Annotated in this window: 18 protein-coding genes, 1 tRNA gene and 1 pseudogene; 10 read left to right on the top strand and 10 right to left on the bottom strand. The window is 48.4% G+C overall.

Features of this window, described 5'->3' with window-relative positions:
- Positions 1–129: 129 nt before the first annotated feature.
- The 6 genes and pseudogenes from GN278_07350 to GN278_07325 all read right to left on the bottom strand — a co-directional run bounded on the left by GN278_07350 (position 130) and on the right by GN278_07325 (position 6,235).
- Positions 130–1,581 (bottom strand): annotated as a pseudogene (locus GN278_07350) (IS66 family transposase).
- An 89-nt stretch (positions 1,582–1,670) separates the two neighbouring features.
- The gene (gene tnpB / locus GN278_07345) at positions 1,671–2,042 is read right to left on the bottom strand and encodes an IS66 family insertion sequence element accessory protein TnpB (GenBank protein ID XAT60642.1); all 372 of its coding nucleotides are present in this window, start codon (positions 2,040–2,042) and stop codon (positions 1,671–1,673) included.
- Positions 2,039–2,431: a transposase gene (locus GN278_07340; protein ID XAT60641.1), complete on the bottom strand. Its 393-nt coding sequence runs from the start codon at positions 2,429–2,431 to the stop codon at positions 2,039–2,041. Before GN278_07340 ends, tnpB begins: the two co-directional genes overlap by 4 nt.
- A gap of 302 nt (positions 2,432–2,733) precedes the next feature.
- Complete coding sequence (locus tag GN278_07335) at positions 2,734–3,378, bottom strand: SDR family NAD(P)-dependent oxidoreductase (protein XAT60640.1); 645 nt, start codon at positions 3,376–3,378, stop codon at positions 2,734–2,736.
- A 1,141-nt stretch (positions 3,379–4,519) separates the two neighbouring features.
- Positions 4,520–5,260 carry a hypothetical protein gene (locus GN278_07330; protein XAT60639.1) on the bottom strand — a complete coding sequence of 247 codons (741 nt, stop codon included), beginning with the start codon at positions 5,258–5,260 and terminating at the stop codon, positions 4,520–4,522.
- The gene (locus tag GN278_07325) at positions 5,261–6,235 is read right to left on the bottom strand and encodes a hypothetical protein (protein XAT60638.1); all 975 of its coding nucleotides are present in this window, start codon (positions 6,233–6,235) and stop codon (positions 5,261–5,263) included.
- A gap of 421 nt (positions 6,236–6,656) precedes the next feature.
- Here GN278_07325 and GN278_07320 point away from each other — a divergent pair, with 421 nt between their 5' ends.
- From GN278_07320 to GN278_07305, 4 genes are all read left to right on the top strand, one after another.
- Positions 6,657–6,923: a hypothetical protein gene (locus tag GN278_07320; protein XAT60637.1), complete on the top strand. Its 267-nt coding sequence runs from the start codon at positions 6,657–6,659 to the stop codon at positions 6,921–6,923.
- A gap of 237 nt (positions 6,924–7,160) precedes the next feature.
- On the top strand, positions 7,161–7,811 hold the full coding sequence (locus GN278_07315; protein XAT60636.1) for a hypothetical protein: 651 nt from the start codon (positions 7,161–7,163) through the stop codon (positions 7,809–7,811).
- Between the two features lie 78 nt (positions 7,812–7,889).
- Positions 7,890–8,033, top strand: a complete 144-nt coding sequence (locus GN278_07310) for a hypothetical protein (protein XAT60635.1) — start codon at positions 7,890–7,892, stop codon at positions 8,031–8,033.
- A 194-nt stretch (positions 8,034–8,227) separates the two neighbouring features.
- Complete coding sequence (locus tag GN278_07305) at positions 8,228–9,313, top strand: hypothetical protein (GenBank protein ID XAT60634.1); 1,086 nt, start codon at positions 8,228–8,230, stop codon at positions 9,311–9,313.
- Between the two features lie 201 nt (positions 9,314–9,514).
- Here the strand turns inward: GN278_07305 and GN278_07300 are convergent.
- Positions 9,515–9,590 (bottom strand) — tRNA-Thr (locus tag GN278_07300).
- A gap of 178 nt (positions 9,591–9,768) precedes the next feature.
- Between GN278_07300 and GN278_07295 the strand changes: the two genes are divergently transcribed.
- Positions 9,769–10,650: a hypothetical protein gene (locus tag GN278_07295; protein XAT60633.1), complete on the top strand. Its 882-nt coding sequence runs from the start codon at positions 9,769–9,771 to the stop codon at positions 10,648–10,650.
- A 6-nt stretch (positions 10,651–10,656) separates the two neighbouring features.
- Here the strand turns inward: GN278_07295 and GN278_07290 are convergent, their stop codons facing one another.
- On the bottom strand, positions 10,657–10,911 hold the full coding sequence (locus GN278_07290) for a DUF2312 domain-containing protein (GenBank protein XAT60632.1): 255 nt from the start codon (positions 10,909–10,911) through the stop codon (positions 10,657–10,659).
- Between the two features lie 272 nt (positions 10,912–11,183).
- Here GN278_07290 and GN278_07285 point away from each other — a divergent pair, with 272 nt between their 5' ends.
- Positions 11,184–12,200 carry a pyridoxal-phosphate dependent enzyme gene (locus GN278_07285; GenBank protein XAT60631.1) on the top strand — a complete coding sequence of 339 codons (1,017 nt, stop codon included), beginning with the start codon at positions 11,184–11,186 and terminating at the stop codon, positions 12,198–12,200.
- A 63-nt stretch (positions 12,201–12,263) separates the two neighbouring features.
- On the opposite strand, the gene GN278_07280 is transcribed toward GN278_07285, so the two are convergent.
- The gene (locus GN278_07280) at positions 12,264–14,267 is read right to left on the bottom strand and encodes a hydantoinase/oxoprolinase family protein (protein ID XAT62587.1); all 2,004 of its coding nucleotides are present in this window, start codon (positions 14,265–14,267) and stop codon (positions 12,264–12,266) included.
- A gap of 227 nt (positions 14,268–14,494) precedes the next feature.
- On the opposite strand from GN278_07280, the gene GN278_07275 reads away from it, so the two are divergent.
- From GN278_07275 to GN278_07265, 3 genes are read left to right on the top strand one after another with little or no spacing between them, the layout of a single operon-like run.
- Positions 14,495–15,847: a methylenetetrahydrofolate--tRNA-(uracil(54)-C(5))-methyltransferase (FADH(2)-oxidizing) TrmFO gene (locus tag GN278_07275; GenBank protein ID XAT62586.1), complete on the top strand. Its 1,353-nt coding sequence runs from the start codon at positions 14,495–14,497 to the stop codon at positions 15,845–15,847.
- Positions 15,848–15,871: 24 nt separating this feature from the next.
- On the top strand, positions 15,872–16,483 hold the full coding sequence (locus tag GN278_07270; GenBank protein XAT60630.1) for a methyltransferase domain-containing protein: 612 nt from the start codon (positions 15,872–15,874) through the stop codon (positions 16,481–16,483).
- Positions 16,480–17,337 (top strand): tRNA glutamyl-Q(34) synthetase GluQRS, encoded by an 858-nt coding sequence (locus tag GN278_07265; protein ID XAT60629.1) that lies wholly within the window; start codon positions 16,480–16,482, stop codon positions 17,335–17,337. The genes GN278_07270 and GN278_07265 overlap by 4 nt, the downstream gene beginning before the upstream one ends.
- 106 nt (positions 17,338–17,443) lie before the next feature.
- On the opposite strand, the gene hisI is transcribed toward GN278_07265, so the two are convergent.
- On the bottom strand, positions 17,444–17,803 hold the full coding sequence (hisI, locus tag GN278_07260; GenBank protein ID XAT60628.1) for a phosphoribosyl-AMP cyclohydrolase: 360 nt from the start codon (positions 17,801–17,803) through the stop codon (positions 17,444–17,446).
- Positions 17,804–17,870: 67 nt separating this feature from the next.
- On the opposite strand from hisI, the gene GN278_07255 reads away from it, so the two are divergent.
- Positions 17,871–18,323: an iron-sulfur cluster assembly scaffold protein gene (locus tag GN278_07255; GenBank protein XAT60627.1), complete on the top strand. Its 453-nt coding sequence runs from the start codon at positions 17,871–17,873 to the stop codon at positions 18,321–18,323.
- The last annotated feature ends 106 nt before the right edge of the window (positions 18,324–18,429 follow it).

Below are 18,429 nucleotides of genomic sequence, written 5' to 3'. Positions count from 1 at the left end.
TGTTGGAAACGTTTGTATTAACCGCTTTATGGGCATCTCCACGGGAACACTTTTTGAAGGATTGAAGCGGATAGCTCAAGATGAGTCTGCGTTTGGTCTGGGGGCTCTGGCGCGGGTTGGTCAGCTCTGTTACGCTGCTATGGCAGCGTAACGCCATGGGAAGAGTTCGTCCAGACGTGTGATTTTATGGTCGGCGATTTGGGCGAGGACCCATGTGAGCCAGGCTTGGGGATCGATGCCGTTCAATTTAGCAGTTTCGATCAGGGTATAGGCGATGGCCGCGGCCTCACCTCCACCTTTGGAGCCCACAAAGAGGAAATTCTTGCGGCCTAAAGCCACGCAGCGAATTGAACGCTCGGCTGAATTATTGTCGATCTCCAGTGAGCCGTTGTTCAGACAACTGCGCATTTTCGTCATTCGGTCCAGGGCATAGCGGATGGCTTTGGCCAGTTCTGACTTGCCCGAGATGCGGTTCAGCTGGGCATCCAGCCAGGTTTCCAATTCATCAAAGACCGGTTTGGCGTCGCGTTGGCGCAGGGCGACCCGTTCTTCGGGCGGCTTTCCACGGGCGGCCTTTTCGACCTTGTAGAGAAGCGCGATGCGTTTGATGGCTTCTTCGGCGATCTGTGATTGCTGCGACTGGAAGATATCGACAAATTTGCGCCTGACATGGGCCATGCAGGCCATCTCATGAACCTCATCCTTGGCGAACAAGTCGTTGAACCCAGCGTAGCCATCTGCATGGATCCATCCCTTGTACTGGCTAAGGTGATCGGTGGGATGCTTGCCTTGCCTGTCCGTGCTGAACTTATATCAAGCCGCCGGGGGATCACCGCTGGCCCAAGGCCGCCCGTCACGCACATAAGTCCAGATGCGTGCGGTTGCGCATTTCTTTTTGGCCTGCATTTTGATCGGCGTATCGTCCGCGAAAATAGCTTGTCCCTGACGAACATGCCGCCCGATGGCATCGGCCAGAGGTTCCAGTAGCTTTGAGGACTGACCAACCCAACCCGCCAGTGTGGACCGGTCCAGATCAATTCCCTCGCGGCCAAATATCTGCGATTGGCGATAAAGCGGAAGGTGATCTGCGTACTTATTGACCAACACATGCGCCAAAAGACCAGCGCCGGGCCGACCGCGCTCAATCGGGCGCGATGGCAGCGGTGCCTGAACGATCCGTTCACAACACGTGCACGCCATCCGGGGCCGGACGATGCGATTTACGATGAAGCGCCCAGGAATATAATCCAGCTCTTCGGTCACGTCCTCGCCGATGGTGCGCAAATCGCCGCCGCATTTACAGGTCTCGCCAGGGCTCAGAACCTGCTCATTGCGCGGCAGAGTTGGGGGCAGCGGCTTGCGCTTTGGTATTTGCTTCGGCTCTGGGGCAGAGGCTTCTTCCGGCGGTGCAGTTCGCGCGGCGGCGGTTTCTTCCTCTTCCAACTGAAGCTGCAAATTAAGCTGGTCAGCCGATTCCGCTTTTGACCCGAACCGATGCCGCTGATGCCCTGCAAGCTGGTGCTTGAGCTTCTCAATTTGCAGCGCTTGCGCCTTGACTTCAGCCGCCAAAAGTCGGTTCACGGCCTTGAGTTCAGCGGGGTCATCCGGGGTGATATCAAGGTCTTTCAGCATTGCCGATCCTATAGCGGATAGGCGTACAAATGGGAATCCTACACCGCTGAATTTGTTGTTAAATTGCCAGCCGCCAAAGGCTGCCATGTCCGCTTTGGCATACGCCAGTCAATCCCCTCGAGAAGCATCGACAGTTGCGCAGGTGTCGCGCTGATCTTACCGTCCTTAGCACTGGGCCAAACGAATTTGCCCTTCTCAAAACGCTTGGAAAACATGCACGCCCCCTGGCCGTCCCACCATATAATCTTGATCAAGTCGCCCCACCGGCCTCGAAACACAAACAGATGACCCGAATACGGGTCCTGCTTCAACACAGCTTCTGCCAGTGCGGAAAGACCATTAAACTGCTTGCGCATGTCCGTCACCCCAGCCGCCAGCCATATCTTCGTTTGCGCCGGGACCGGGATCAAACCATCAATCCTTCGACCAAAGCCACAACAGCAGACAAGCACGTCGCGCCTTCCACCAATATACGTCGGCCATCCGACAAGGTGATATCAACCCGCTGCGCCGACAGAGGAGCCTCCAGCGCCGGTGGGGGCTCTGACGCCAGGGATGGAGCCACGCCCTCAATCTCAACAGGCAGAAAGGCCGGCACTTCATCAATCTCCAGAACATCATCCGAAACATCAGCGGCAAACCGAGGGTCGCGAAGCCACTTGTGGATCAAATTGGCATTCATCAAATACCGGCGTGCGACCTGCGCCACAGAAATACTTGCCACCCGCGCCTGCGCACAGATCGAATATTTCTCGTCGTCAGACCAAAACCTTTTCTTCTGACCCTTCTTTCCCGCCATAGAGTACCTCAAGATGTCCACTAACGATGGTGCACATTATCAAGCCATCCCCAAAAGCGTCAGAGGGGGGAGACCAGACGGTTACGATGTGTATGCCATGCCTTAAAGGTTCTTTCTGCTCAGTGTTTTAGCTTAAACCATAGTCAATCAGGTTCACTGCCGCCGCTTTTTATTCCATCGAAGATCCCCCAGAATATAATCCATAGGTCATGGTCTTCTTTTCGTGTCCCAAGATATCGGCAGAGATGCCCACCTCAACTAGTTTTGCTCTGACAGTGCCCTTTGCTTGAAAAGACGGGGTGTCAGTAGGGCATCGCCTCGCCGTTCCACATCTCAAAGCAGCCAGTAGTGTCTGGCCCAAGCAAATCGAAGCGCCGCAGCAATCCGGAGGACGACTCGTCCACTGTGATGTCAGCCTTCACACCTCCCATATCGGTTTGCACCCAGCCCGGATGGTAAATCCCAACGGCGACATCAGGGGACAGATCTACGGCCAGATTGCGCCCCAAATTCAGTGCGGCAGCCTTGGACGCGCGGTAAGCAAATGCGTTGCCGCCTGCACGTTCGCTGGACCCCATCTGCGAGGAAATGATCGCCACTTTGCCACCTACTGCGCGTAGGTTTGACAGCAGTGCTTCAATAGTGAGGAAAACGCCAGTGACATTGGCCGCAAAAGTATCAGCCCAGACATTCGACGTGTAACCATTACCGAGTTCATTGCCTTTATCTAGATAAACACCCGCATTGCAAATCAACAGATCAATCGCTTCTCCCTTTAACTGATTTGCCATCACAGAAACCGACGCAGGGTCTGTGACATCCAGTTGTAGCCAGCCGTCAGAAGCCTGGTTTCGAGTTGTGGCGATGACATCGTCGCCGCGTGCAACGTAACCATCATAAAGCGCGCGCCCAATGCCACGATTTGCACCAGTGATCAAAACTCTCATGTTGGCTCCCCTTTAACCAGCATTCCTAATTTGAAGCGCTATTTTTCCTAACATGCCAATGACATGCAGTCCAAGTATTTAGCAAAAGCAAGGACGTTGTAATCTATCAATGGTTCACTCATAACTCACGACCCTTTCTGTCTTTAAAAGACGCCCTGGGAAACCAATAAAAATTGCATCGGCAGCCACACACAGGTATCCAAAGTCTACCACCAGCACACCCAAGCCTCACAGGGCCCTCTAGGACTCCCCAAAGCCCCCCAGCAACCAAACCAACCCCAGAATTACCCCCACTCAGGAGGCTTCTGAGGGGCTCTAAGGGCCTCTCTAGTGAGTGCTTTTAGTTGCCCGTGTCTAACAACTGATCAGACAACAGCAACAACAACGGCCGACCTTTAGCCCTACTTTTGAAAACCATTAGAAACCAAAGGTACCGGGGGTCTCTAAAGTCGACTATGGGACCCAACTCGGGTCCACCAAAGAGGCCACCAAAAGTGCCCTAGACAACACAAGGCCACAGCAGCTAAGCTATTGATATCGTTAGATACGGGGGTCTGCTTGGGGCCTTAGTAGGGAACCAGTGTCCTCTCCTGGGCACCATTTCAAACTTTACGTCGAATTTTGATGTTAACCTATTGAGTTATTTGTATTATTCGAGGTTCTAGTTTGTGTTTTTAAACACCTTAAAAGCTCCTCTCTTAACATAGATTCGAGCGCATATTTAGAACGTGTTAATCCGCTTTTATTCTTCAATTATAAGGACTTACATCACTTTCACTTGTGGGTTCTAGTTTACATTCAGAAACATCACATTCGATTTGACCACAGCCCCACTTCACGACGCAAGCTGTGAGGCAGCTCTGTTATGCGGGACTATGGACAAATCTCCGCAACCCAAGTAATGTAATTTTACTCCAGCGTTGATATTCTGGAGTGCAAACACTTAAACAAATGCAAGATGTGTGGGGGCAGACCCCTACTTCTTGGCAAGGGAGCAAAGCCCCCGTTGCATCCCCGAGAAAGAATGGCCCATATCGGTCATTGGCTGGTGATGGTTAGGATCAAAGCGTATTCCAGAAAGCTGACATCCAAGGGCAGTTCTGCCATTCGCCATGTGACAGGGTTGCAGTTGCAACCGTATTCAAGAATTTGGAATCCCGGCCAACACACAAAGCTCCTCTATCAAGCGACGAAATTTGCTTTGAACGTTATCAATATCCATCTTTTTTGTTATGTACGACCTATTATGAGCTGCAGTGTCACCCAAATCTTTAATCAAGTCCATCACCTCGCCCATACCCCTCGAGAGTTTAAAGTTGGAAGGATTCTTGGCTTGGCTGATCAAATCTCTCAACATTAGATAATTACCATCTGCATCACGAATTTGAGCCTCTTTAGCTTTATTCTCAAAAGATGAAATGATGAGAGATTCCATCATTCTGCGCATCAATACAGCGGTGCCATCATAAAACCCATATGTGTAGCTGCCATTGATTTGTTCCACTAATGAAACCAAATACTTTCGCCCGCCAGTGCACGAACTAGCAGTCAAAATGTTTTCATTTGATACGGGTTTCACAACACCGGTGTAACTCGAGAATTTCTCGTCAAGCTTGGTCAAATTAATACGGTGAAGTGCGTAGCCTTTGCCCCGCTTGACATACTGACGACGCTGCTTGCTGGTTCCTTCGGTAAGGTACTGAGCAATACGGCCTGGGATTGGATGGTTGATCGAAGTGAACATATTTCGGATTTCCGCAGAAGAGCAAAAATCATTTCCATGAACCACGGTCTCATAGTAAACCATAAGCTCGACGAGCTCGCGATTTTCGAGTTCTTGATCGCTTTCACAAAAGCCCAATAGTTCTTGCAGGCTGGCCAATTACTTTTCCCGCTTTACGATGTCATGGTTGAACAAGTTTTCGCCTTTTGGCGTTAACGTCATGTCCGTGAAGCCTCTCTCATAGGCAATCAAGTGATCACGATTCTGCGCGTTCCGAAGCGTATCCATAAACGACCCAGGCAATTTGATCATTGACTTAAGTTCCGTGAAACAAGTGTAGATGTCATCTCCTGATATGGCTTCAATATTAGCTTCATCGGCAAGAAATTTAAGAAACACCACCAAATGCTCAGAGTTGTTATTCGATTTGTACGTCGCAGCAAATTTACTCAATCCATGTAAGTCGAGCGTTGCATTGTATTTTGGCTTATATGCAGTCGATCTTTTTCCTTTAGGTACGGGCGTTGCGCCCTTAACTGAATTTGTCGTTTTTGTTTCAGCCGCCTTAGAAGGTTGCTTCCGTGGTTTGGCTTTTGCCAGCATCACTTTCTTGCCACTCAAGACGTCTTCAAAATACTTTTTACCCGGTCTATTTATTGAGTAACGGATAATCGCGCCCTTTTTAGTGACATTGTCTTTCATCACATATCTGGTGGCTTTGCGGGATATAGCAAGTGAAACTCCAGAAGTGGATACAGGTATACCAAGTTGTGACAGTATTTTACTAATATCTCCTGTGGTCAAAGCAGGATTTGAGTCAAAATACTTATCATTTATGTAGAGGCACATCATGACTTTGTTTACAGCGTCATTGCTGTCCAACACATGTTCTTCCAGCGCCTCAGATTCTTCACAATCGTTTATTGTGTTTGCAATTTGAGAAAGATCGACTCCCTCGTGAAGTTCGTCGGCTGCCTTGGTTTGTTTATCCGAATTTTGCTGGTTGTTTCTTGGGGACTTGGTCGCTGGCTTAGATCCACCACCGTAAAGCATCGCAACACGCGCAATCTCCTCCGCCGATCCTGAAACAGTTATCGTCGTTCCGTTTTCTAATTTGATTGTCGCATCAGCCATTTGAATTCTCCATAGATTGAAACCATCAATAAATGACCTTTTCAATTATTGCAAGATAATGTTTTTTTAAAGCCCTTATTTTAATGGGTATTATGTAATATTTATTCCGAGTTATTGGTGCGCAAAAACCTTTCAATGATATTTCTGCTGTTTAAATAGCATATAAGCCATTGAAACATAATTGACTTTCTAATTTAGTGAAACGTTCATCGCAATGACCACCAGAAATATAACGAATTTCAAATCGCTAACTGATAAATGTCGCTTTTCGCCGCATTTAACAAAAGTCAGTTATAACCTGCTTTGGCCTGGCACTTCTTGATTGGGTGAGAGGTACTAAGACAAAGCAAAGAAGCTTATATCCATCCGCCCCTATTAGCGAAGCTTGTATTTGCCATTCCAGATTTGATATGATCGAGTTATGGTTGTTTTTGAAGATCTTCAAGATATTACAGAGTGGTTGGAACCACTGGACTATCTAGCGTTCTGGAATGCAGTGGAGCCTTATAATTTAACTCTACAAGATCGTGATCATTGTGATGAGTTAATTGCCAACGGTAAAGTGGGGGCATCCTTAATACTTGATGTGCTTAAAGGATTAGCTGAGATGGAACTTAGAAAAGTCTTAAATCTGAATGATCGCATTCACGAGACAGTTGACTATCAGTACCTTAAATCAACGCATTAAATCCCTCATTACGGGTTCTAGGTTGTTCCGATCAACTGCACCATTTCTTTTAAACTAATAACAAATGCAGAAACTTAGTTGTACCCAGTTGAGTCTATGTGTGCCAATTCTGAGTCCATTTATGTACAAATTTTCTACCCTAATTTTGTTTTGAGCAGTTTCTTTGCTTTCCTGATGGGTCTAGTTTATTTGGATAGGTAGGTAGAAGACATCCGTTTGTTATTCTGTAGGTGAGTGATGCTAAAGTTTAATCATAGATTTATCTTGAGATACAGGTTTGTCTGCCTGCTGCTCTCAATTGGGTATTTTCTCTACCAATTTACAGCAGCAAACTATGATAATTTTGGGATCCATTTTCGCTATCTCACCATCTGGGGTTTGACCGGTGCTATGATAGCTACATGGCTTTTATACTGGATAAAACGCCAGGGTCTTCCAGAAGGTTATCTTGGATTTGTTTCGGCGATAGCAGTTCTCAATGCGATGGTCGTTTTCTTATACTGGAAGCTATATTTTATCGACCCAAAATTGGTGAATTACTCGGGGTCAATTGTCTGGTTTCAGGAATATTACCTCCATATTCTAGGTCCGCTACTATTAATTCTTGATGCATTATTTTTTAATAACTCATTTACGCAAGTTAAAAAGGGTGCTCTAACAATCATAGGTATATGCTTACTTTATATTTTTTGGACAGAAGTCCTAACTGGGCCACTTAATGCTACGCCCGAGGGTTCCGTGACGAATGGACTTCCATATCCATTCTTGAACGATATGGAGTTTACAGAGCGAGTTAGTTTCTATGCAACGACGATACTCACCGGTCTTGGGTTTTATTTCTCTGGATGGGTTTTGACGAGAGTTAAATTACGATTTGTAGGTGTCTGACGTCAGCGCCTACTGGAAAGATTTAGCGGTTTAAGCAAGGGAGGATTTCTGGTTCATCGCAGCTCTTAAGGAGCGAAGATGAATAAGAGATCCGGAACATCGAAAGAAGCCGCTGATAAGTTGGTCAGAGGTATCAAGCGTAAGACGCGTAAGCACTATTGTGCAGAAGAGAAGATTAGGATTGTGCTGGCTGGTCTTGTGCAGCATTATTTCTATCCTTGAATAGTTTAGGGATTGAAGACTAGGTCTGGCCAGACTGCTAAGACAAGGGCTTTAGAGGCTGCGGCTAAACTAGACGAATACTGGTCTCACCTTCGGATGACTGACCCTATCTTAGCACTTCACGCTCTTTAGACCCTTAAGCCCTGATCCCAGACATTTTTGCCCCCTCCCCCTTGCAGATAACTTTTGCATGAATGATTGTGGGAATGAGCTACAAAAAGGTTGCTGAGATGAGTACTCGAATGAATAGAGCTGAAATGGGAGTTGCAACTCAAACAAGCTTTCACAACAAAAAAACTTATTTTGAGTTTCTCAGTCATTTTGAAACGAGCAATTTAGAAAAAATAAAAGCTGGTGTTATTGATCACTTTCATACCACCGCAAAAATAAATGCCAGTCACCCAATCAATGAAGCCGCTCAAGGAATTGGATATTATTCAGATATAATTTTACCAATTACGCAGTCACTTGATGGCTTTACCCGACAAAATTACATTGTTCTTGGAGGAGAATACCAAGGTACAGAATGGGTCACCTCAAATGGATATTTTTATGGGCACTTCAAAAAGCCTCTCTTCGGCATCCCGCCAAGCAACAAAATGGCTTTTCTGCGCTTTGGCGAATTTCACAAAATGGAAAATGGGGAAATTACTGAAACCTATGTATATCTGGGCCTGGCAGAATTGATCATTGCACTAGGGCTTTGGCCCCTATGCCCTAGCAAGGGGTATGAAGGCCTAGTACCTGGACCTGCTACGCATGACGGTGTTCTTATTGAAGAACCAAACCCGTTAACATCTAGGGCCAGTGCAGATTTAGTGGAAGGTATGCTCAAACGATTAGCCACAGAAGATGCTGAGTGGAAGCCTTATTGGAGTGATAACATGGTTTGGTATGGACCTGGAGGATTAGGTACTTACGCTACCATTGACGCATTTGATGCTTTTCAACGTCCCTTTGAAAAGACTTTTGCTGGCTGGGGTGAAGGAAAAGAAGATGGGATTTCTGGAGTTACAGCTGATTGTAAAGCAGGCGACGGTGACTATGCATTTCTACATGGTTGGAAAATGATTACAGGCGTTCATGTAAAACCGTTCCTTGGAATTGAGCCAACAGGCAATCGTGTCTTTATGCGTGACTGTGATTGGTGGCGGTGTTCAAACGGCAAGATCGTTGAAAACTGGTGCATGTTAGATACTCTCCATCTCGCGCTACAGCTTGGTCGAGATATAATTAGTGAACTTCAACCAAACCAAATCAAGAGCAGACAAAACCTATAATTGAATCATCACATGGAAATATAAATTTTATTCATCAAACCTTGCACAGAAAAAATGTGAGAGCAGTATCTTAGCAACCTAACCAATGCTAGTTTTTGACCCCTCACCCCCTAATATGGTGGTTTTACAGGAAAATATTGCTCCATTGTTTCCCAAAAAACAAAAGGCCCAGCGTTATTTTCGCTAAGCCTTTGATTTATGTGGTGCCCCCACACGGACTCGAACCGCGGACCTACTGATTACAAATCAGTTGCTCTACCAGCTGAGCTATAGGGGCTATCGGACGCCGAATAAAACAACACAGGGCGTCTGACAAGAGGCAAAATTAAAAAAAAGCAACTGCGCGATAAATAACTTAAAACACTTTGCATTGAAGCCTCCAAATAACGCCATAAAAATGACGTATTTTTTGTGCTAGAGCATATCGGCCTATTTCATTTCTGAAAGCTATTGCCATGCGCATTATTCTTCATGCTGGTGTACAATGCACTGATAACGAACGTCTTATAAAAACCTTATTGCGCAATAAAGAGACCTTTGCAAAAGCAGGGGTGGCGGTGCCACCTCCCAAGCTGTACCGAAACCTGCTGCGTAAGACACTCATTAAAGGGATAAATATCAACCTTGATATCGGAGCTCGTGAGCATTTATTGGAAACCATTCTAGAGGGCACATCTACACAAATAAACACTGTGATTTTATCTAATCCAATGTTTTTTGGAATCCCAAGAGAGTTGCTAAGATCAGGACAATTATACCCAAATGCTGTTAAGATTTTAGAGCAGTTTTTGCTTCTATTTTCTCAGGATGACGTGGAACTATATTTCTCAATTCGTAATCCCGCATCTTTTTTACCTACCGTTTTTGAAACTTCGGAACTGGCGGAATTTAGCGCACTTATGAAGGCAAGCAATCCCTTGGAAATCCAGTGGTCTGAGCTTGCTTCAAGGCTACACCAAGCCTTTCCCAATCTTCCTATTCATATGTGGTGCAACGAAGACAGCCCTTTTATATGGGGCCAAATCCTAAGGCAGATGGGGCAGCTACCAGCTCCAAAAAATATAGCTGGTGATTTTGATTTATTTGCTGACATTATATCTAAAGAAGGCTTTGATAGATTTAAAGCATATATCAGCACGCATCCGTCTTTGACCCTGCGCCAACTGCGCATCGTCATGGCAGCGTTTGCGGAAAAGTTTGGCCAAACCGAAAAAATTATTGAGGAACTTGAGGCCCCTGGGTGGGACCACACGCTTGTCCAAGATTTAACAGATCTTTACGATGATGATTTAAAAGATATTCTGAAAGTTCCGAGTGTCCGCTTCATATTGCCTTAGCAATACTTACATCCCCAAAGCTTCTTTATACATATCTAGTACAGCTTCCTCTTCTGCAATATCACTTTGATCACGTTTGCGAAGTGATACTATTTTACGCATAATTTTAGTGTCATAACCACGCCCTTTGGCTTCGGCCATAACCTCTTTTTGTTGATCAGAAATATCTTTTTTTTCCATCTCCAGCCGCTCGAAACGCTCAATAAACTGCCGTAACTCATCGGCAGTCACCCGATAGTTTGCCTCACTCATATCATTCATTCCAATCTCCAGTTTGTTTCAAGACAACGCAGCAAGCGGGACATTAGTTGCGGCGCATCTCGTCGTCCAGAGGAATAATGGCCTCAGCTTTAAAAATAAACTTAGGGCGTCGATTTGATGCCCTCGGGTCTAAAAAGATGCTTGGCTTTTGGGCGTTTCCTGTAAAAAAGCTGTCGTGATCTTATTGACTTTTATCATTGGAAAAACCACCATCCAAAATCGCAAGTCTGCAAAGGCTTACTAGCGGAAATGTCAAAACAAGAGTATGGACAGTGACCCAAATTGATATCAGCACCGTTACAAAAAGCGCTATTGAAGCTCGGTCATCAGAGTTGTCGGCGTCTATCGTGCATACCCCTGTCGTGCCTTTGCATTCCCCCTTGATATCGAGCCTTATAAAAGAGTGCGACGTCCACCTTAAATTAGAGTGTCTGCAACATACCGGAACTTTCAAAGCAAGGGGCGCTTTATCGGTTGCACATCAAATCCCACAGCAAAAACGCCCTTTCGGCATCACTGCGGCCAGCGCAGGGAACCATGCCATCGCATCGGCTTGGGCGGCGCAGCAACTGGACCTGTCGGCCAAGGTTGTTATGCAATCCTCGGCCAATCCGTTTCGCATCGCGCGCGCGCGGGCGCATCACGCCGAGGTTATTCTTAAGCCAGCTGGTGCTGCAACTTTTGGCGAAGCGGAGCGTTTGGTTGAAGAAGAAGGCCGCACATTTATTCACCCGTTCGAAGGTCTCGATACGACGCTCGGCACTGCCGGCGTAGGGCTTGAGTTTTTAAAGGATGTCCCTGAGCTCGACGCGCTCGTGGTTGCTGTTGGCGGCGGCGGATTGATCAGCGGCGTAGCTGCTGCGGCAAAGTTGATCAAGCCTGATTGCAAAGTTTATGGGGTTGAGCCAATTGGCGCCGCCAGCATGTCTAAAAGCCTAAAAAGGGGCGAACCAGTTACCCTAAAAAATACCTCTACCATCGCAGATAGCCTTGCGCCGCCAATGGCTTTGCCATTTGGCTATGCGCTTTGCCGCAATTATGTGGATGAAATTGTGACCATCACAGATAACGAAATCTGCGCAGGGATGGCTGTTTTGCAAGAGGAGGCAAAACTGGCGGTTGAGCCAGCGGCAGGGGCCGCTATGGCAGCCTTCTTGGGCCCCTTGCGAGAGAGCATGAAAAACAAAAGGGTCGGTATCGTGATTTGCGGCGCCAATATCGACGCGCAAACCTATGGCGATCTTTTGGCCAGAGGCCGCATAGCCATGGCTGATTTGCTAAAAAGTTAGTCCGCTCTAACCCCGAAAGTCTAAAACCTTTTCGAGGCATCTTCGATAAAGAAATCGACGCTCTCAGGAATGGGCAATTCTGGGTCGGCCTGAGGCCTCGACCGTCAGCGTTGCTTCTACAAAAATTTCCCGATTTTCCACTTGTGCTTTTCGTATATCTTTTGCGACATGCATTTGAATGTCTTCGGCCCCTGTGGTGCGCGCTTTGGCAAGTGCCTTTTCACGCAATTTTTTCTCTAGGGCCTCCAAAGCTGTTTTCTCAGAGCTGTAATCCTCAGGCCCTTGATCTAGATGAACGCGATAAAGCCCTTCACTTGGGGCCGTAATAGATCCACTTTCTCTAATCGTTACACGGCCCACAACCGCCCCGATTGCGTTTGCGACTCCTGCATATTTTGGCAGGATCATATCACAAGAAAGGCGCGCACCGACATCAGGATAATAACTTGATGCAGATGCCCCAAGACCAATGACCGGCACGTTCAATCCCATGTTCAATCTTAGCAAGCCATTATGCTGCTTTAAGCCCTGCTGGGTCAAAACATGGCGCGCCAACTGTTCTGGGCTTTGCCCAAAGTCCAACGGATCTTCGACAAAGGCGACCTCAAGCAAGGCCAAAACGGTTTGATAGGTCAACTGGTCCACAATTACTTTGGCCATGATTGCTGCATCTTGTGCCAATCGCTCGCCGGACCCAGTGCGCCGTCGGCCAAACAAAATCATACCTTTTTCAGCGGCCTCACGATCCCAAAAACAGGCATTGCCCAGAACATGACTGGCATCCGAAGGTGTTAGAGCGGCGATTTGCACCACCCCACGAGACACAAGGCGCGATAAGGCCTGCAGCTCAATTCGGGCTTTAATCACCTCTGCAATTGGCACAATATTCTCTGGTATGCGATCAAGAAGCGCTTGGTCACGGGACGGCAGACAACTTGGGGAATTCGCCCTAACACGCCGAACAAAGCGCCCGTCGTGATCGCCCGGAACTGAATTTTTCAATTGTGCATCAAGTGCATCATGCACTTCTGCCGGATATTGTCGTGCTGCCAAACTCAGGGGCAGCACACGTTTAGGACCAAGCTTTACGCCGCCGGCCAAGCCCTCGCTTACAAAGTGAACTTCGCTATCTCCGCCTAAGCCGGTGGTTCGCATTGCAACCGCTTCGACCATCGTGCGAAATGGCCCAACTTGAGCGCCCGCAGGATCAATTTCCGGGCGTCCGTTGCGTAGCACAGCCACATCCGTTGTTGTCCCACCGATATCAGACACCAATGCATGGTCAATTTGTGTCAACCAACGCGCACCAACAATTGATGCTGCCGGTCCGCTCAAAATGGTTTCAATTGGTTTCTCAAGTGCTTGGCTGGCAGAAATAAGTGCCCCATCGCCCCGCACCACCATCAGCGGTGCCTGAACGCCGATATCTTCAAGGATATGGCCGGCGCGATTTATCAACCGCGCAATCATCCCGATAAGCCGGGCATTTAGCACTGCTGTAAGGGCGCGTTTTGGCCCATTGAGCTTACTGGATAACTGGTGTGATGCGCTGACGGGCCGGCCAGTCACCTCGCCAATTAGCTTCATAGCTTGGGTTTCATGCGCCGGATTGCGGGTTGCAAACTTAGAGGCTACAGCAAAAGCAGAAACCCCTTTCAGGTCATTCAGCCATTTTTCAATACTGTCCGTATCTAAGGCACACACTTCGTTGCCTGCATGATTATGCCCACCAGCTAATTCCAACACCGGATCATTTGCAAGCGCATCGCTCAATCCATGTTTATCAAGATCACCTTGGCTGAATCCGATAAAGATGAGCGCTACGCTTTCGCCTTGCCCCTCAACCAAAGCATTTGTTGCCAAAGTGGTGGATAAAGCAGCCAGCGAAACCTCTGCGGGGTCAATCGCGGCCTCAGATAAAGCAGCCTGTGCTGCCTTGCCGATGCCAATCGCCAAATCATGGCGCGTTGTTAAAGATTTGGCAGAGGAAATAACCTCAACTTCGTCGCGTAAAATAACCGCGTCAGTGTAGGTGCCCCCGGTGTCCACCCCTAAAAGATAGGGCATATGGTGTTTTCCTTTTTGCAGAAAAAGTGCGCGTAGATTTGGCCTTTTTTCGCATTTTTCAGCGGGTGTCCAGAGGTCTGTTTGCGTCATCTTTCGTTCCAAACTCGAACAAGCATTGAAACTTTGAGCAAAAGAAATCATCAGCGCCAAAAAGAGCTTTGTTAAAATTTACAAAATTGCTGTTTTCGGGGCTGTCACTCTTTCGCCATATGCCGTATTTACGCGCTATGAAAAATAAAGAATTGCATATTATCGGCGGTGGGATGGCCGGATCAGAAGCAGCATGGCAAGCGGCCAACATGGGGCTACGCGTAACCATCCATGAGATGCGGCCTAAAGTAGTCACTTTTGCCCATAAAACCGGGGATCTGGGCGAAATGGTTTGCTCAAATTCATTTCGTTCAAACGATCACGAGCAAAATGCTGTGGGTTTGCTGCACTGGGAAATGTTACAAGCCGATAGCTTGATTATGAAAACGGCTTATACCCATCGATTGCCAGCAGGCGGCGCATTGGCGGTTGACCGTGACCCTTTTGCGCAAAGCGTGACATCCGCGCTTAGGGCCCATCCAAATGTCACTGTCGATGACGGTGAGATAAAGGCACTTCCTACAGATGGGAACTGGATCATAGCCACCGGGCCTTTGACCTCTTCAGCGCTTGGGAACGCCATCTCACAAGAAACTGGCGCTGAAGCGCTGGCATTTTTCGATGCGATTGCGCCGATCATCTATTTCGATAGCATTGATATGAGCAAAGCCTGGATGCAGTCACGCTATGACAAAGGTGACACAGAAGCCGAGCGCACAGCTTACCTGAATTGCCCCATGGACAAAGCCCAGTATGAGGCTTTTATCAAGGCTCTTTTAGAGGCTGAAAAAACCGAGTTCCATGAAGACGAGACAGCTGAGTATTTTGAAGCCTGTCTGCCAATTGAGGTTATGGCAGAAAGGGGCGCAGAAACGCTTCGTTTTGGGCCCATGAAGCCGGTTGGATTAACCAATCCTCACAGCAGTGAAAAACCTTATGCAGTGGTCCAACTTCGCCGCGATAACGCATTGGGAACATTGTATAATATTGTAGGATTTCAAACTAAAATGAAATACGGTTCACAAGCCAATATTTTGCGGATGATCCCAGGCTTGGAAAAAGCGCGCTTTGCTAGACTGGGCGGTATTCATCGCAACACATTTATCAACTCTCCAACGCTGCTCGACGCTCAAATGCGGCTTAAATCAAAGCCGAACCTGCGCTTTGCGGGGCAAATTACCGGGGTAGAAGGGTATGTTGAAAGCGCTGCGATGGGCCTTTTGGCGGGGCGGATGGCCGCAGCCGAAATGAAAGGCGAAGAGTTGGCAATAGTGCCTCCGGACACTGCCATGGGGGCGTTGATCCACCATATAACAGGTGGTGCGGATGCTAAAACATTTCAGCCTATGAATGTCAATTTTGGCCTTTTTCGCCCCATAGAGGGCCTAAAATCGGGCCGCAGGGGCCGAAAAGATCGATACAAAGCCTATACCGACCGCGCCAAAGCCGCTTGGACAGATTGGCTACAAAAAACCACGCTGGACGGATAGGGCTTTATTTGCTTTAGTATCACTATGGCAAAAACCTATTTGGACAAAGCATATGATGGCGGAACGGGCGACTCGCGCGCGCTTTATGCCGATTGGTCTGATACTTATGACCAAGAGGTGGGAAAAAACGGCTATGCCACCCCGGGACGGACGGCCAAAACACTTGCGCAATTTGTCACCGATCTAAACCAGCCTATCCTAGATTATGGATGCGGGACCGGACTGTCGGGACTGGCGCTTAAACTCGAAGGGTTTAGCCATATAGACGGGCTAGACGTTTCCTCTGAAATGGTTGAAATCGCGAAGGAAAAAGGCATTTATAATGATCTTCGCGTTTTTAATCCCGAGCACACACCCCCAGTGGCCATAGGTCAGTATCGTATTATTACGGCCATTGGCGTGATTGGAGTGGGGGCGGCACCTTTACCAGTCTTTGACACGCTGATGGAGCTTTTGGAGACAGGCGGGCTGTTCGCATTTTCGTTTAATGACCACGCACTTGCCGATCCGAGTTTTCCTGCAAAAGTCGACCATTACACGGCCAACGGTTTGGCGCGCTTGCTGGCCTGCAATTATGGTGATCACCTGCCCGGTGCGGGGTTGAAGTCAAACGTATATGTTATTGAAAAACTGTGACTTTCACCACTCGATTTGCTCCATCACCCACCGGTCCACTACACCTTGGGCACGCCTATTCTGCACTTTTGGCGCATCAGATGGCGACCGAGGCCGGTGGAAGGTTTTTACTCCGCATCGAAGACACTGACCAATCGCGTGCCCGCCGGCAATGGGAAGAGCTAATTTACGAAGACCTTTCGTGGCTTGGGTTGGCATGGGAAACACCTATTAAACGTCAATCAGACAAATTAATTAATTACTCTAAACCCATGAAGTTACTTGAAGAAAGTGGATTTATATATCCATGTTTATGTCGGCGGTCAGACATCGAAGCGGCGGCGGGGGCGCCGCAGGAAGGGGTGGCGCAATTTGGTCCCGATGGGCGGATATATCCGGGCAGCTGCCGTCACCGCGCAATGCGTGAGGGGCGTGCAGAAGACGCGCTTCGGCTAAATATGCAACTGGCCACCGAAACACTTACCGAACCACTTTTATATCATGAAACCGGTCTTGACAGCGGCCCTAGAAAGGTAACGCCCGAGGCCCTTCTGTCGCAGGTCGGGGATGTGGTGCTTCAACGCCGTAACGGACAGATTGCCTATCATCTGGCAGTTGTAGTTGACGATGCAATTCAAGGGGTTAGCGATGTTGTGCGCGGCGCTGACCTTGCCGATGCCACGCAAATCCATGTACTGCTGCAATCCTTATTGGGCCTGCCAACACCGCGTTATCATCACCATAAACTCATCCGAGACAGCACCGGAAAGCGGCTGGCCAAACGCGATGATGCCACGGCCATTTCCACGCTGCGCAGCCAAGGCCAAAGCGTAAATGACATTCGCCGCTCACTGGGCTTTAAACCACTGGACTAGCCCCAAAAACAGTGTCGGTATTGCGTCGGTTTCGCGGTGGTATTGCGCAGGTGTGGTTTTAGAGCTCTTCAAAGGCCAGATACGGCCAAATTTCCTAAAAAAAACCCTAAGCCTCGGGCGCCATCAACTCAACCTCTTTGCCGCTCACCACCGAGGTGTAAAAGCAGCTGCGCCGCAGGGTATGACAGGCGGGACCCGTTTGATCGACCACAAGCAAAAGCGCATCACGATCACAATCGACCCGCAAATCAATCAATTTTTGCCGATGCCCCGATGTTTCTCCTTTGACCCAAAATGCCTGACGTGAGCGCGACCAGTAAGTGGCATGCCCACTGGACAGTGTTTTTGCAACCGCCTCTTGGTTCATCCACGCCATCATAAGCACTTCACCGCTTTCGCTGTCCTGCGCTATTGCAGGGATCAAACCTGCTTCGTTATACGTCAAACTTGCTGGATCAAAATCCATCTCGTAACCTCTTTGCATCGCCTGTTCTAAGCCCTATGTATTAGGATCAGCAATAAAGGAAAAGCCCATGTCTGCTGACAGCGACCTGATCAAACTCTATTCTGACCGTATTCTGGCTCTGGCGGCCGATATGCCCGCAACCACGCCGCTGCAAGACCCCCATATATCGGTTAAAAAACGCTCGCCCCTATGCGGCTCGGTGGTCACGGTTGATATTAAGGTCAAAGCAGGCAAGGTGACGGGTTATGCACAGGATGTGAAAGCCTGCGCATTGGGTCAGGCTGCAGCATCGGTGGTTGGCCGGTCGATTATCGGCTGCGACCTGGCGCAAATTGAAAAAGCCCACGATGCCCTGCAGGCGATGCTCACTTCAAATGGCCCGACCCCGGATGCGCCTTTTGACGGGCTTGAGGTGCTTTTGCCAGCGAAAGATTATAAAAACCGCCATGCCTCGATTCTGCTGGCGCTGGAAGCGGCCAGCGAAGCCATGCAAAAGGCCGCACATCAGGACTGCGCATAAAAAAACCGCCGCACCCGAGGGGGAGCGGCGGCAAACTGTCCACGCGGCTGCAGGGATTTGTCAGCGATCCGGTTTCCGTTTGTCGAGGCTTACGAAACCTTCGGTT

The organism is Rhodobacteraceae bacterium Araon29, from assembly GCA_039640505.1.
In the GTDB taxonomy this organism is placed as follows: domain Bacteria; phylum Pseudomonadota; class Alphaproteobacteria; order Rhodobacterales; family Rhodobacteraceae; genus CABZJG01.
The sequence above is the reverse complement of the archived record's forward strand: the minus strand, read 5'-3'. Positions and strand labels throughout refer to the sequence as shown.